This window comes from Peptostreptococcaceae bacterium (assembly GCA_016649995.1).
In the GTDB taxonomy this organism is placed as follows: Bacteria; Bacillota; Clostridia; order Peptostreptococcales; family BM714; genus BM714.
The window spans coordinates 1-16077 of sequence record JAENWJ010000038.1 but is presented as its reverse complement, the minus strand read 5'-3'; the positions used below and the strand labels follow the sequence as shown (position 1 = coordinate 16077).

At 41.9% G+C, this 16077-nt stretch carries 16 protein-coding genes; 3 read left to right on the top strand and 13 right to left on the bottom strand.

The features are described 5' to 3' along the window. On the bottom strand, positions 1-396 hold a 396-nt coding region (locus tag JJE29_06990; protein ID MBK5252360.1), incomplete at its 3' end, for a hypothetical protein. A gap of 495 nt (positions 397-891) precedes the next feature. Between JJE29_06990 and JJE29_06985 the strand changes: the two genes are divergently transcribed. Further along, positions 892-1512, top strand: coding sequence for a CoA pyrophosphatase (locus tag JJE29_06985; protein MBK5252359.1), 621 nt, complete (start codon positions 892-894; stop codon positions 1510-1512). A gap of 12 nt (positions 1513-1524) precedes the next feature. Then, entirely contained in the window at positions 1525-2256 is a 732-nt protein-coding gene (locus tag JJE29_06980) for an HAD-IB family hydrolase (GenBank protein MBK5252358.1), read from the top strand. A 249-nt stretch (positions 2257-2505) separates the two neighbouring features. Here the strand turns inward: JJE29_06980 and crcB are convergent, their stop codons facing one another. From crcB to JJE29_06920, 12 genes are all read right to left on the bottom strand, one after another. Beyond that, complete coding sequence (crcB, locus tag JJE29_06975) at positions 2506-2883, bottom strand: fluoride efflux transporter CrcB (protein MBK5252357.1); 378 nt, start codon at positions 2881-2883, stop codon at positions 2506-2508. A gap of 130 nt (positions 2884-3013) precedes the next feature. Beyond that, complete coding sequence (gene ilvD / locus JJE29_06970) at positions 3014-4681, bottom strand: dihydroxy-acid dehydratase (protein MBK5252356.1); 1668 nt, start codon at positions 4679-4681, stop codon at positions 3014-3016. A gap of 237 nt (positions 4682-4918) precedes the next feature. After that, entirely contained in the window at positions 4919-5302 is a 384-nt protein-coding gene (locus JJE29_06965; protein ID MBK5252355.1) for an aspartate 1-decarboxylase, read from the bottom strand. 1 nt (position 5303) lies between these two features. Then, complete coding sequence (locus JJE29_06960; GenBank protein ID MBK5252354.1) at positions 5304-6155, bottom strand: pantoate--beta-alanine ligase; 852 nt, start codon at positions 6153-6155, stop codon at positions 5304-5306. 12 nt (positions 6156-6167) lie between these two features. Next, positions 6168-7001 carry a 3-methyl-2-oxobutanoate hydroxymethyltransferase gene (gene panB / locus JJE29_06955; GenBank protein MBK5252353.1) on the bottom strand — a complete coding sequence of 278 codons (834 nt, stop codon included), beginning with the start codon at positions 6999-7001 and terminating at the stop codon, positions 6168-6170. Then, positions 6994-7872: a DUF2520 domain-containing protein gene (locus tag JJE29_06950; GenBank protein MBK5252352.1), complete on the bottom strand. Its 879-nt coding sequence runs from the start codon at positions 7870-7872 to the stop codon at positions 6994-6996. Before JJE29_06950 ends, panB begins: the two co-directional genes overlap by 8 nt. Before the next feature lie 272 nt (positions 7873-8144). Further along, positions 8145-8954: a mechanosensitive ion channel gene (locus JJE29_06945; protein ID MBK5252351.1), complete on the bottom strand. Its 810-nt coding sequence runs from the start codon at positions 8952-8954 to the stop codon at positions 8145-8147. A 46-nt stretch (positions 8955-9000) separates the two neighbouring features. Continuing rightward, positions 9001-10233: an efflux RND transporter periplasmic adaptor subunit gene (locus JJE29_06940; GenBank protein MBK5252350.1), complete on the bottom strand. Its 1233-nt coding sequence runs from the start codon at positions 10231-10233 to the stop codon at positions 9001-9003. Between the two features lie 12 nt (positions 10234-10245). Then, on the bottom strand, positions 10246-12597 hold the full coding sequence (locus tag JJE29_06935; protein ID MBK5252349.1) for an FtsX-like permease family protein: 2352 nt from the start codon (positions 12595-12597) through the stop codon (positions 10246-10248). Continuing rightward, positions 12597-13310: an ABC transporter ATP-binding protein gene (locus tag JJE29_06930; protein MBK5252348.1), complete on the bottom strand. Its 714-nt coding sequence runs from the start codon at positions 13308-13310 to the stop codon at positions 12597-12599. The genes JJE29_06935 and JJE29_06930 overlap by 1 nt, the downstream gene beginning before the upstream one ends. Before the next feature lie 141 nt (positions 13311-13451). Continuing rightward, positions 13452-14090 (bottom strand): GNAT family N-acetyltransferase, encoded by a 639-nt coding sequence (locus JJE29_06925; protein MBK5252347.1) that lies wholly within the window; start codon positions 14088-14090, stop codon positions 13452-13454. Between the two features lie 397 nt (positions 14091-14487). After that, positions 14488-15606, bottom strand: coding sequence for an aminopeptidase (locus JJE29_06920; protein MBK5252346.1), 1119 nt, complete (start codon positions 15604-15606; stop codon positions 14488-14490). 151 nt (positions 15607-15757) lie between these two features. Here JJE29_06920 and JJE29_06915 point away from each other — a divergent pair, with 151 nt between their 5' ends. After that, positions 15758-15919, top strand: coding sequence for a rubredoxin (locus JJE29_06915; protein MBK5252345.1), 162 nt, complete (start codon positions 15758-15760; stop codon positions 15917-15919). The last annotated feature ends 158 nt before the right edge of the window (positions 15920-16077 follow it).

The following is a 16077-nucleotide window of genomic DNA, read 5'->3' as shown; positions in this document are numbered from 1 at the left end:
ATTTCTATCATAACTCCCATTGAATTGATTTTTCGACATGACATGGAAGTTTCTAGCCATCATTATCATTGAAGCAATAGCATATTCAGTCATATGGATTTTGTGAATACCTCTTCCATTTGTCAGCAAAATGCCACGCTTTCCAATATTCTCAAGTGGCATTTGATCCACACCCGCGCTTAGACTTTGAATCCATTTGATTTTTTGTGCCTTATCCAGCATTTCCTGAGTGAACCTTAATCCGAATAAAACATCCGCATCCGGCAGTTCTTTCATCATTCCGATTTTATTATCACAAACGACAACAAGGTCGTTAGGATAATCTTTTCTCATTTCCTCTATAAAAAGCTCCGGCATCACCATATGTGGCTTAAAATTGTTAATCAATATTTTCACTTATAAATCCTCCTTAAAACTTTTATACAGTTTATCACAAATTTCGGCATTACAACTTAGAAAAATGTCAAACAGCCTAATCAATCGTGTATCCGCCATTTTAAAACAACTATTACACACATAAAATCAAGCCATCCATCATCTTTTCGGATAGCTTGATTCAGCAGTTGTAAGCACTTTTGAAATGTTTCTTATATTTAGTTGTATTCGTTGAAATTTTATTTTCTATCTCGCATACCTCCTAAGTGGTTCTATGGGTTCTACTTAAGAAAATACTGTAGTTCTTCAACCTCTTAATCACGTTTTTTCTTTTACAGACTGCAGAGCCTGTTTATTAAGTCCTTACACTGCCTCTATATGAAGCCCCTTTTACAGGAGCTTGATATAGTTTTGTTATATTATTATGTTACCCAAGCATATCAATTCTAAACATTTTTAACTCTATTTTAAAGTGGTATAATATAACTAAACAAGGCAAAACAAGGAGCATCAAGCATGGACTTCAATCTCATAAGAAAAAAATTGCATAATCATTTTCCCATTCCCGAGGGAAACAACAAATTAGCTTCCGTACTGCTTCCTATTGTAGAAGTAGACGGTCGCATTCACCTTCTTTTCGAGGTGCGTTCCTCAAATCTTAAAACACAGCCTCGCGAAATATGCTTTCCGGGCGGAGGAATTGAAAAAAACGAAGCCCCCAGCCAGTCGGCTCTCAGAGAAACAATGGAAGAATTGAACCTGACTCAAAAACAAATACGCCTCATAGGGGCCATAGATCGCATAAGTACGCCTTTCAACCTATTCATATATTGCTATGTGGGCATCTTGGACATAAAAAACATAAACAATATTTCATTTAGCCGAGATGAGGTGCAAAGCGTTTTCACAGTGCCACTGGACTTTTTCTTGGAAAACGATCCCCACATACACTATCTGGGCATGAAACTCGATATTCCCGTGGACTTCCCCTTCGACAAAATACAGAACGGAAAAGGCTACAACTGGAGAAACGGACACTATCCTGTCCATTTCTATGAATATGACGGCAATGTCATTTGGGGAATGACCGCAAGGATGGTCCACAATTTTGCTAACATACTAAAAGACATTGATTAAGGAGGTTTTTTTATGTCTTCCATTGGCGCATTTTTTGATATTGACGGTACTCTATACCGAAACTCTTTGATGATTGAACATTTTAAAAAACTGATGAAATACGAAGTAATAGATCCCGCCCTTTGGCATACAAAGGTAAAAGGAACATATGAAAATTGGGAAAAGAGGCGTGGCAACTATGATGACTACCTGCTTGAATTAGCAGATGTATATATCAATGCCCTAAAGGGTCTTGACAAAAACATGCTTGAATTCATAACTAATCAAGTCATCGACCGCAAGGGAGATAATGTATATGTCTATACCCGGGAGATGATACGCTGGCACAAGGAACAGAACCACAGGATTCTGTTCATCTCCGGAAGTCCCTCTTTTCTGGTTCGTAAAATGGCCGAAAAATACGGAGTCGACGATTACAAAGCCTCCTTCTACGAGGTTGATTCCCTCAACCGATTCACCGGTGAAATCCATCAAATGTGGGATTCTGAAAATAAAAAAAAGGCCATGAACGCCTTTGTGAAAGACTATGCAATCGATTTGTCCAAAAGCTATGCCTACGGAGATACCGCAGGCGATTTGTCCATGTTTGAAATGGTCGCCCATCCTGTAGCCATCAACCCGACGAAAGAACTTCTTATGGGAATAAAGAGCCGAAAGGACCTTAGCGAACGCATGGAGATTATCGTTGAAAGAAAAGACCTGATTTACCATTTGGACGCGTCGGTGGAAATAGGAGAAAAGTAGTAGGCAGCAGGCAGTGGGCAGTGGGCAGTGGGCAGTGGGCAGTGGGCAGAAAAAACAAGGACAACTACAGCTAGCAGCTTGCAGTGAACAGTGAAAACGAATAGCAAAAACGAACAGCAAAAACAAGAGCAAAATCAAAACCCGAAATGCACATGCATACTCAGTGGTCGATTTTGCTCTTGTTCTGTTTTTGTCTTTGCTTTTGTTTTTGTCTGCAAACTGCCTGCTGCCTGCTGCCAACTGTTTTTTCTACCCCAATCTCTTCACAGCTTCAAAGCCAATCAAAACCGCTCCCAATCCTAAAAAAACATTCATAAAAACATTGATTATTGCAAGATGAAAACGTGCGTTCTGCAAGAGTTCTACTGTCTCGAATGAAAAGGTTGAAAAGGTTGTAAGCGCTCCCAAAAGGCCGGTAATTGCCAATAGCTTCATGTTCGGTTCTAGTTCAGATATGTTCAAATGATATGACATTAAAGCCCCTATAATAATACACCCAATAACATTTACGGACAGTGTTCCCCAAAAATGATGCGTCTTAAAATTCGAATTCACCAAATATGATATCCAATACCTAAGATTGCTTCCTATAAATCCCCCGATGCCTATAGCTAGTACCTTCTGCACGCGTTTGTCCCCTCTTTTCTTTCGAATGCCTTTAGTCTACATTAAAAGAAACACGGAATCAACTGCTATGCATGGAATACACTAATCTAGCCCGGCATATGCCGAGCTAGATTAGTGTTAAAAGCAATATCTATCTTTCAAATACGGCTCCGGTACTGGCTGATGTCACCAATTTGCTGTATCTTGAAAGATAGGTTCCGGGTTTAGCTTTAGTAGGCGGTTTAATCCATGCCTTTCGTCTTTCATTAAGAACCTCGTCGCTTAAAGCAACTTCAAGCAAACGATTTGGTATATCAATATTGATAATATCTCCTTCTTCAATCAATGCAATTGTTCCACCTACCATTGCTTCCGGAGAAACATGACCTATGCACGGGCCTCTAGTCGCTCCCGAAAACCTTCCATCAGTAATGAGAGCAACAGATTTTTCGAGTCCCATTCCAGCAATCGCAGCAGTCGGGCTAAGCATCTCTCTCATACCCGGTCCACCCTTTGGTCCTTCGTATCTAATTACTACAACATCTCCAGATTTGATTTCCTTTTGGAGTATTGCTGCGTATGCATCCTCCTCTGAATTATACACACGAGCCGGACCGCTATGCTTCATCATTTCCGGCCCTACCGCCGATTGCTTTACTACGCTTCCATCTATGGCCAGATTGCCCTTAAGGACTGCTATTCCACCTTCCTTAATATATGGATTGTCCATAGAACGTATTACAGATGAATCCTTTATAACGGCTTTTTCGACCACCTCTGACAATGTCTTTCCCGTTACGGTCAAGCATGTTCCGTCAATCTTACCGGCATCCAAAAGCATTTTTATGACCGCTGATATGCCACCTGCCTTATCCAAATCATCCATTGTATGAAGGCCTGCCGGGCTAAGCTTGGTTATGTTTGGAACCGTTCTGCTTATTTCATCAAAATCGTCCAAAGTTATTTCCACTTCAGCCTCATTGGCTATTGCAAGCAAATGCAAAGCCGTGTTTGTAGAACCACCTATTGCCATGTCTACGGTAATGGCATTCCTGAATGCCGATTTAGTCATTATATCCCTTGGCTTTAGGTCGTTTCTTACAGCTTCCATAATCTGCATTCCTGCATATTTCGCCAATTGTTTCCTTCTTCCATATGGAGCCGGTATCGTGCCATTTCCGGGAAGAGCTATGCCTAATACTTCAGCAAGCGAATTCATTGTATTGGCTGTGAAAAGCCCTGCGCAGCTTCCGCATGTAGGACATGAATTAATCTCTATGTCGTAAAACTCATCCTCGGTTATCTTTCCCTCGCTGTATTTGGAAACAGCCTCAAAAGCCCCATTTGCCAAATCAATTTTCTTTCCATTTGACTCTCCCGGCAGCATAGGTCCACCACTCACATAAACCGCAGGAATGTTCATCCTGGCAGCAGCCATAAGCATTCCTGGGACAATTTTATCGCAATTGCCTACCAATACCATGCCATCGAACTTGTGCCCCATCGTCACCGCTTCGATCGAATCGGCTATTAGCTCCCTAGTGGACAACGGATATTTCATTCCCGAATGGTTCATCGCTATTCCGTCACAAATACCTATTGCAGGAAATTCCATGGGCGTTCCTCCGGAGGAATACACTCCCATCTTCACTGCGGAAGCTATTTCATCAAGATGAAAATGTCCCGGTATGATTTCATTTTGCGCATTCACTACGGCAATCAAAGGTTTTTCCAGATCTTCTTTGGTATATCCCATTGCGTACATAAGGGAACGGTGCGGCGCCCTCACAGCGCCTTTTTTCACTTCATCGCTTCTCATAGGCTTATCCTCCTGTTTATTATTAGTTTTAATGTAACCTAGCCATTGTTATTAAAACTATTAAATTCCACTTCAAAAAATGAATATTTCACTTATTATATCACAGCACAAAAAAAATGCACCCCCAAAGGTGTATAATCCTATAATATGTCTATTTAAGAAGGAATTCTCGGTTGTTTATGTTTATGATTTCTATTTAACGACTCGAGAATCCTCCTTGCTTTTAAATATTTAAAATCATTTGTATTCTCCATGTATTTCCTTGCCAGCAGTCTCGACAATTTTGTTATTTTTATCTAAAAACACTATTTTGGGAACCAATTTCTTGGCTTCTTCTTCATCTATCCAGCAATAGGAAATTATTATTACCTCGTCGCCAGGCTGGACTCTTCTTGCGGCCGCTCCATTTAGGCAGATTACTCCACTGCCCCTTTGGCCCTCAATTATATATGTTTCGATGCGTTCGCCGTTGAAGTTGTTTACAATCTGGACCCTTTCACCTTCAAGCATGCCTGCCCCGTCCATCAAGTCTCTATCTATGGTTATACTCCCCACGTAATGCAGATTGGCTTCGGTAACAACAGCCTTGTGGATTTTTCCCTTAAACATATTCAATAACAAATTACTCAACCTCCAAACGTATATTGTCAATCAGTCTTGCCTTTCCAAACCGCACAGCCAATGCAATTAGAACATTGCCCTTCAATTTTTCCATATGCTCTATTCTATCTGCATCGACAAGCTCTACATAGTCTATTTCAGACAAAGGCTCTTTCCTTATCCTGTCTTCAATCATCGTTTTTATTTTAAGAGGATCCCTTTCGCCCGATGAAACAAGGTCTGCCGCTTCCTTTAGTGACCTGTTCAAAACAAGTGCGGCTTCTCTCTCTTCTTTGGTAAGATAAATATTTCTGGAACTTTTCGCAAGACCGTCAGCTTCCCTGACTATAGGACAAACCACGATTTCAATGTCAAAATTCAAGTCCCTGACCATGCGCTTTATCACAGCCACCTGCTGTGCGTCCTTCTGCCCGAAATATGCCCTGTCGGGGCTAACAATGTTGAAAAGCTTGCTTACAACCGATGTGACTCCCCCGAAATGTGTAGGCCTTGTTTTACCACAAAGACCCTTGGTCAATTCTCCGGTGACATCCACATATGTCCCGTAATCTTCATAATACATTTCATCTTTATCGGGAGCAAACAGCAAATCCGCTCCTTCGCTTTCGCAAAGCGATGCATCCTTTTCCAAATCTTTTGGATAACTATCGAGATCCTCCCCCGGACCAAATTGCGTAGGATTCACGAAAAGGCTAACAACAACCAAATCATTTTCTTTTCGAGCACGCTTGATTAGCGATAGATGTCCCTCGTGCAGATATCCCATCGTCGGAACCAAGCCTACGCTTTTGCCATTTCTTACAGCCTCTTTCAAGCGATAGCGAAGAACGTCTATCTCATTTATTGTATCCATTTTCAGTTCCTCCTATTTAAGCTTCTCCAATATTGAAGCATCTATTTTGAATGTATGCTTCTTTTCCGGAAATGCCCCGCTTCTTATTTCTTCACCGTATGAGACAACCGCATCTTTTATTGACGAGCCAACCTGTGCATATTGCTTAGCAAACTTCGGCACAAAATCGCTGTACATTCCAAGCATATCCTGGGTTACAAGCACTTGTCCGTCGCAGCCGGAGCCTGCTCCAATTCCTATTGTAGGAATTGTAAGCTTCTCTGAGATAATCGTAGCCAAATCAGCCGGAACACATTCGAGAACTATTGCGAATACCCCTATTTCTTCAAGAAGCAAAGCGTCATTAATTATCTTTTTTGCCGCATCCTCCGATTTACCTTGAACCTTGAACCCTCCAAACATATTAACCGATTGCGGTGTTAGTCCCAAATGGCCCACTACAGGAATCTGAGCGTTTATAACCGCGCGTATCTTGTCCGCAATCTCACTTCCGCCTTCAAGCTTTACAGATTGGGCCAATCCCTCTTTGATAAGCCTTCCCGCATTTCTAACGGTTTCCTCTATGCTGATATGATAACTCATAAATGGCATGTCTCCGATAACCATCGCCCCTTTTACCCCCCTTGAAACAGCTCGGCAATGATGAATCATATCCTCCATTGTCACCTGCAAAGTATCCTCATATCCAAGCACAACCATACCCAACGAATCTCCAACTAGAAGACTGTCAACACCGGCCTCATCCAGCAATTTAGCCATTGAATAATCATAGGCCGTAAGCATTGAAACCTTTCTTCCCTTTGCTTTTGATTCAATAAAGTCGTTAACCGTAAACCTTTTAGCCATTCAACTCACCCCTTTTTAGTATTTTTATTATTTCGTTTATTTTCTCCTCCGGCTGAAGACCGTACCGACTTACATAATCGGCCGTCTGCAGTCCCATAAACCGGTAAAACTCCTCTTTGTCTTTCGGCAATTCACTGAAAGCCTCCATATGCCTTTGAATAACGCTTGAATCACCCCTTGATATGGGTCCGGTCAAAGTCTTATCAGGTCCGCCATCCTCGGCATTCTGCACGGTTCCCTTAACGAGAGGCAAAAGCGCTTTGGCTGCATCTTCCCTGGAAAGACCCATGTCGCCGTATAAAGAAAATGCATAATCAAGAAGTACAGTTACATAATTTGAAGCTACACAGGCCGCCGCATGGTAAAGAGCTTTCTTTTTTGTGTCGATTATAAAAAATTCACATCCGGTTTCTTTCAAAAACCGGGTCATAAACTCCATTTTTTCAGAATCCCCCTCCAATGAAAAAACCGCTTCCTTAATTCTCGAGCATGCTTTCGCAGGTTCTGCAAAAGAAAGAAGTGGGTGGAGGGAATATGTATGGCAACCCTTGTTTTTTAAAGCAGACAGAATATCCGAACCTAGCGCTCCGCTCATATGCACAACTACAGTTCCTGCTCTGACAACTCCCAAGTCCGCCAACGTTTCGGAAACCTTGCGTATCTGATCGTCGTTGACTGTAAGAAACAGCATATCCGCATCTCTCGAGATCTCCTCTATATTTTCGTACCAAGCTGTCCCTGCAAAAGATGCGGCTTCCTTCGCCGATTTATTTGTCCTGCTGAAATAACCTAAAACTTCATATCCGGAACTTTTTAAGAATTTGCCATACGCTTTTCCGACTCTTCCACCACCGATAAACCCTATCTTCAAACACGCCACCCCCATTTAAAAATGCAAAAACGCCCGTTGGCTCAAAGCCGGCGGGCATGCGAAAACAAAACAATAAAAGCCTTCCTAAGCAATCGCATAGAAAGGCACAATAATCCATAAAAGTCTTGTCACCTCTGTCTCGGTCCATTGGCTCAGAGCAGAATCTCAATCTGTATTAAATTGTATTAAAACAAATAAACCGCAGTATGGCTCAAAACGATGCCACCTGCGGTCATTTTAACATAATCCATTTCTTAAATCAAGCCGGGTTATTATTTCCCAATCACATTCACATCCATGTGCGGATATGGAATCTCTATTCCATTGCTGTCGAACGCTTCCTTAACTTGCTCCTGCATGTCAAAGAAAACTGTCCAATAGTCTTCCTTTTCGACCCATACCCTAACAACGAAATTAATCGAACTGTCTCCGTGCTCGGAAAGCCTCACAAAAGGCTCCGGATTTTTTAAGATCAAATCATGAGCTTCAACAACCTCTCCAATAACCTTTTTCACCTCAGTTATATCTGACCCGAAACCCACTCCAAATGTTATATCGACTCGTCGAGTCTCATTTAGAGAATAATTGACCACGCTATTATTAGATAAACTGCCATTTGGAATAATAATAGTCTTATTTTCAGGTGTCACGAGTATCGTGTATAAAATCTGTATTTCACGTACAGTTCCGTTATAGCCAACCGCATCGATGTAGTCCCCTACGTTAAATGGTCTAAATACGAGAATCAAAACTCCTCCTGCAAAATTAGACAAGCTGCCCTGTAAAGCCAAGCCAATAGCCAAACCTGCGGCCCCTAATATGGCAATGAAACTTGTCATGGGTACACCTAGTATGGTAACTACTGTAACGACCAAAATGACTTTAAAAGCCATTCGAATAAATGATTTCGTAAATTTAAATAAAGTTTCATCGGCTTTGCTTTTTTCCAAAGCCTTAACAATCAATCCCATTATCAGCTTTATCACAAATGCCCCAACAAACCAAACAACCAATGCCCCTAAAATTTTCATCCCCAATGCACCTAAGTAAATTCTAATTGCTGTCAAAGTTTCATAACTCATATATTTCCTCCTTTTTCTCTTTTACCTTTTTTTACCCTTTTGTTTTTTATTTATTATCCGGAACGGAAACCTTGATTCCTTCCTCCAACTCGTTCCCCGGGGAAAGAACAACCACATCGCCTTCCACTACGCCGTTTTCTATGGCAAAATAATCGTTGCCTTCAAAAATAACCTTTATAGGCTTTAGGACCGTCTTTCCGCCTTCGACCACAAAAACATGAGGCTCATCTCCAATTTTGAAAACTGCATTGTCGGGAACTCTTAGAATGTCGTCCATCTGCCTGGTTATTATTTTTACATCGACTTCATATCCGAGGCGAATTCTGTCAGCAAGGGCTTCCGAAACCATCTCGATCTTGACCCTCTTTTGTTCTATTCCAAGCTCCGACACCTTGCTGAAAGCCTTGGGCGATATTCTTTCCACCACGCCCTTTATCTCCTCAAGCCCGATGTCCTCGTTTTCGATTAAAACAGTCTGGCCTATTTTCACATCGCCGACATCACTCACGAGTATGTCAGCCTCAAGGAAGAGTTCTTCCATGCTCCCCATTTCGAAAAGCGGCATTCCCGGAGTAACATATTCCCCTTCCTTGACATACATACGAGTTACCAATGTATCCTCTTTTGATGTAATAGCCAACTTGTCGCGGCTGTTTTCCAGTAAATCGATTTCATATCCTATCGTCTGGCTCTGAGCCCTCGCGCTGTTATACTGGCTGAGGAACTGCCTATAGCTTTGCTGCGCCACATTATACGCTGTCTGAGCCTTCAAATAATCATCCTGGCTGATTGCTCCCTCTTCAAACAATTTCTTCATATTGTCCAAAGTGCGCGAAGCCTCGTCCCTTGCAAGCCGTGCCGCTTCAACGTATGAATATGTAGCAGAAGCATTGGCCCCGCTGAGTTGGGACGAAAGACTCTTGATTTGCAGCTCGATATCGTCCCCTTCTATTGTAGCAAGCACATCCCCCGCTTTTATTGAGTCGCCCTCTCTTACATTAACCTCTTTAACGACTCCGCTGACGTCCGAGTAAACAACATGCTCATTCTCGGATTTTGCGTATGCCGTCTCTTCGACGTACTCCAGAACCGATCCCTTTTTAGCGGCGTGAACCTCCACAGGCAGGCCTTTGTTTTGCGAAGACATATAGAAAAACCCTCCGGCTGAGACTGCTATCAAAACAATTGCTATCATTACCCATTTCTTCGTTTTTTTCTTCTTTTGATTGTTATTGCTTTTAAACTTTTCTGTCAATTTTTTATGCAATGCGATTTTCATAATGGCCTCCCTCTAAGTTATTCTATTCTTGAGCGCTTCTATAAAATCGAGTTTTTTAATCTTGAGCGAGCTAAAATATTGAGCAATCAATACATAAAACACTGTCAAAACAGCCGCATATATATATGAATTCATTTCAATCGGCGCCGTCATCGAATAAAATTCCGTTTGAAACGATGTTTCCATAAGCCTCATAAGCCATCGTCCCAATGGAATCCCGAGAACAATGCCAAAGGCCGTCATGATGAGATTCTCCTTAAGAACAATCCTATTAATCTCTTTTTTTGAAAATCCCATGATTCGAAGTGAAGAGAATTCAAGCCTACGCTCGCTTATGCTCATCATTGTAGAGTTGTAGACTATCGCAAACCCAAGTATGCCTGCAAAGAATGCATATACCGAAAGACTTGCGTAAGTCAGCTTTGTAAAATCTTTAAAGATATTCCTAAGGTCCACAATGGAGTTTACTGAGGATATGTTCGTCACATCCTCCATTTTTTCCTTCACCTTGTCGGTAGAATTCAGCATAACTCCGGTAATCATCTCGTCGTCCATAAGATACTTTTGCATGAAGCCTATGTCCATGTACGCATTAAGCCCCAGTTTCTGCTTTACTACCCCGTCCACTCTAAGTCTCACATCATCCTTAAACGGTATGAAATTTTTCACATTGACAAAGTCGCCCTTCTCCAAATCAAGTATATAGGCCATGGGCTCGCTTACGAGGATGCCGTTCGGGGACAGTGAAAGCTCGCCGCCGTCGGAATCTGTCAGGTGATAGAAAACCGTGTCCGGTTTCAGGCCTATGACACTTACTACCTTGCTTTTCCATCCGTTTTCAATCTCGAATGGAAATTCTATCTTGCCTTCAATTTCCGAAACATCAACCAGTTCGCTTATTTCCATTACCGAACGCTCGGACAGAGGCTGCGTATACGCTATCTCGTAATCCATGCGCATGAACTCTCCGTATTGATCGTAAAACATGGCTTCAAACACATTAAGCATGTGGGCCGGCATGAGAGCCACAGCAAAAGTGACGGCTATGCCCACCGATAGAAAAACAAATCTCTTCCTGCTCCTGAATACATTCCTCCATACGACCTTCCAGCTGAAACTAATGTGTTTCCAAATAAAAGTGACTCTTTGTATGTAAGTCTTACCGATTTTTTTTGGTGGTTCCGGCCTCATGGATTCCGCAGGAGCTATCTTGAGAACGCTCCGCGCGCCCCACAATCCTGCCCCTATGCAATAAATGGCGCTTAAAACAAATCCCATTCCAAGATACGTCCATGAGAAAATTCGCACCTTGAACGGTATTCTGTAGTATTCCTGATACATATTAGCCATTGGTCCCGAAAAAAGATAGCCAGCTAATACTCCTATGATAGATCCTATCGCTCCTATTATGAAGGCGTGCTCAGTATAATGCAGCAGAATATCTCTGTTGGAATAACCTATCGCCTTCAAAACTCCTATCGATGTTCTATCGTTCTTGACCATACGTGAAATCATTATGGCTATTATGGCTGCGGCGACACCGAGAAAAACCAACGGTATTGCTTTGGCCATCTGCCTTGCGCCCCTAATTTCCTCTGAGACTACCCGGTTGCTCACATGGTCTTCCCGTCTCACTATACGGCGGACTCCGTATCTTTCAAGCACCTTTTCAAGCTCGTCCTTGAATATGCCGTCCTCTTCCGGATTCTTCAGTTTGATAAGCACTTCGTTATATGACTTCGAATACCCGAACGCCTGCTGAGCGAATTCCTCAGATACATAGAAAATGCCGTATTTTGAAGGCTGTGGGAGCAGATTTTGCTCGTCCTCCATAAGATATATATATTCAGGGCTGCCTACAATGCCCCTAACATCGAGTTCGTATTCCTTTCCTCCTATTTGAGGATGTACGACATCTCCTACCTTTATGCCCCTCGCCTCGGCAAATTGTTCCAGGACCAACACATCCCTGCGCTCGTCCTGAATCCATCCACCGTCAAGAATGTACAGGTCGTTGATTCTGTTTTCAGCCTCCGGTATGGATGAAATGCCCACGTTGACCTTTTCATCTTTGTCTTCAACCTTAAGCGGCGTTCTGTAAAAGACCCTGCCCTGCACGGCTTCCACCCTCGGCATGCGGCGAATGCGCTCGAGTCCCGCTTCGTTTATCTTCGTGAGCTCAACGCTCACGTCCTGGAAATTATTCATTTTATAGTACTGTTCCACGCCAACCTGCAAATCCAACACTGCCAGTGAAATGGCCACGTAAGTCATTATGCCGACTGCCACCACCATCGATACGGCAATGAACTGCCCCTTGGCTTCCCAAATATGGCGAAACAAACGCAGATTGAATTTTTTCATTACCATTCAATCCTTTCGGGTGCGATAGGTTTGTCGTTATAAGTATCGGATACGATTCGGCCGCTTCTCATCTTGATTACGCGGTCCGCCATATCGGCAATGGCCGCATTATGAGTTATTATCATAACCGTCTTATGGTAATTCTTGTTGACCTTGTTAAGCAGCGAGAGTATTGATATGCCTGTTTTAAAATCAAGAGCGCCCGTAGGTTCATCACACAGAAGTATATCCGGATTTTTCGCAACAGCTCTGGCTATCGCTACCCGCTGTTGCTCCCCGCCACTCATTTGCGACGGAAAATGGTCCATTCGGTCGTCAAGATTTACTTCAGCCATTACCAAATCTACTTCCAGCGGATCCTCGCATATTTCCGATGCAAGCTCAACATTTTCCCGAGCCGTAAGATTTGCCATAAGATTGTAGAATTGAAACACAAATCCAACCTTGTTCCTACGATACATCGTAAGAAGTTTATCGTCATACCCGGTTATTTCATCATCTCTAAAAAACACATTTCCACCCGTAGGGACATCCATGCCACCTATTATGTTTAAAAGCGTGCTTTTCCCTGAGCCGCTCGGTCCCAAAATTACTACGAACTCTCCCTCGTAGATTTCAAAAGAAGCGTCTTCAAGCGCCCTAACCTCTACTTCTCCCATTTGATAATATTTGCTTATGCTTTCCGCTTTTATTAGTATTTTTTTGCTGGTCATATGGCTACGCTCCCTTTAAGTGGTTACTTTGACACAGGCACAAAAATCCTTTTGGGTTAAAATTATACACATTCATATATTACCATAATTTTAAAACCCAAATCAAAAAAACGGAACCCCTAACAGATTCCGTCAATGTTTTTATTTTACAGGCTTATAGTAGATTCCATCAGCCAAGATTTTACCATTGAATTCTTCATATCGAATTCCGGCAAGCATATGCTTCTGCTTTTTTCTGAATGAAAGCGATGCGAAATTAGGAGTCGGATAAATGATAGTTTCCGATAATATGCCTTCAACTCCGGCTGCCTTAAGGTCTTTTATGAAACGTCTATACAACCGGCTTCCAACTCCCTTTCCGCTGAATCCTTTCATTATAGCTATCTTGTCCACCATAACAAAATTGCCGATTCTGCTCATTTCGAATTCGGGAGACCAGTGAACATCATCAATCCAGTTCGGATGTTCGGAAAGCCACTGTTCTTTTGTGAAGGCCATCAGAAATCCCACCGTTTCGGGTGCCCTGACCACATAAAAATATTCAAGTTCATCCACCATTCTGCCAAACAGTCTCTTAAAACGCTTTGGATCGGACTGATAGTCATCCATCAAAAATCCCTTGTATGAATCATTATCCTTCGTCCCCACGCTTGCCGCCACTTTGAATATTCCCTCGACATCACTTTTTTCGGCTTTCCTCACTCGTATTCCATTAATGTCCGACCTGCGATAATCAGGCTCCTTCATTTTATTCGGTAAATCCCCATCAATCGAATCCATATTATTCCCTCCATTTATTGCGACTGGCAATATCCTATCGCTACTTCTAACAACTTAATATTATCATAAGAATTGCTAGTTGCAAAATTATATAAAAATTCTTATATGTATATATACATACCCAAAAAAACTACATGTATGTTTCTCGTCAAATAAAAAGCGCCAAAACGGCGGCTTTTATTTGACGAGAAGCTTTTAGTTCAAGGCGTTAACTAAGTTGAAAGTTGAAAGTGGAAAGTGGAAAGTGGAAAGAAAAAGATAAAAACTCGAAGATAAAAATCTTTTGCCTTTTGTATATGCTTCTATCTTTCTACTTACTACTTGCTACTTGCTACTTGCTACTTGCTACTTGCTACTTGCTACTGTTTTATTGCAACGAAGAAGTTATGATTTCTCGTCAGTCTGAAAGATTTTCAGGATTGAGGGAGTATAACTCCTCAACAACGAATATACCATCTTTCCTTATAAGTACACCGTCGAAATATATTTCGCCTCCTCCAAACTCGGGTCTTTGAATGCATACAAGGTCCCAATGTATAGCCGAATTATTGCCGTTGGAAGCCTCTTCGTAGCATTTCCCGGGAGTGAAATGAAAGCTTCCCTTAATCTTTTCATCAAAAAGGGTATCCTTCATCGCATTCTCTATATAGGGGTTCACGCCTATGGCGAATTCCCCTACAAATCTTGCTCCATCGTCCGTATCAAAAACATCGTTTATCCGCTTCGTATCGTTAGCAATCGCATTAACGATTTTTCCTTTCTCAAAATCAAGCACTATGTTTTCATATGTTACGCCCTGATAAACAGCCGGACAATTGTATGAAATTCTTCCATTTACGCTATCCCTCACCGGAGCAGTGAATACTTCTCCATCAGGTATATTCATTTCGCCCGCACATTTGATTGCAGGGATGCCCTTAATTGAAAAGCTTAGGTCCGTACCTTTTCCCTTTATATTAATCCTGTCCGTTCTTTCCATTAGCAGGACAAGGCTGTCCATTGCCTTGGACATCTTTCCATAATCGAGATTGCAAACCTTGAAATAGAAATCTTCAAATGCCTCGAGGCTCATGTCAGCAAGTTGCGCCATTGAATAGTTTGGATATCTGAGTATGACCCACTTAGTATTGTTGACCCTTTCCACGCTGTGAACCGGATTCTGATACCTCTCAATATATCGTTTCATATTTTCAGCGCCCAAATCTCCAAGTTCACTCACATTGTCCGATCCTCTTACACCTATGTAGGCATCCATCTTTTTCATGAGTGCAAGATCCACTTCGGCCATAATATCCAATTGCTCGTTGCGAGAATGCTTCAACACCTCTCTAAGCACAGTATCATCTCTATGCCATGTAAACGGATGTCCTCCCACCTCGTAAGCAGCCCTTACCAACGCCTGTGCCAGCAATTTTGTAGCCTCGCCCTTATATTCAATCAATACCTTTTCGTCTTTTTTTAATCTACAGGAATATTTAATTAAATTATTTGCAAGCTTTTCAATTCTTGGGTCCATAAAAATTTTCCTCCAATGATTTTTTTTACTTAATAATTATACCACTGTTTATTAGTTGTTCAATTCAAAGGAAATTGTAGTTTTTTGTTTATATTTTGATATAATAGGTATATACAATATGTAAATAAAATAAAAACTATTGGAGGTTCAAATGAAAAAATTTAGATGCATACCTTGTGGATACGTATATGATCCGGAAATCGGCGATTCCGATGGTGGAATCGAACCGGGAACAGATTTCGAAGATATTCCGGACGATTGGACTTGCCCAATGTGCGGCGTTACAAAAGACATGTTCGAACCTGTAGAATAGACAAATTGCAGCTAAAGCCCCGATTCCTCCGGGGCTTTGTTTTTTTTGCCCGCTGCCCACTTCTTTCACTATTTTTATCTTTTCCACATTATACTTTCCAACTTTCTGCTTTCTCTTGCTCTTGCTCTTTCTCTTTCCACTTTCTCTTTCCACTTTCT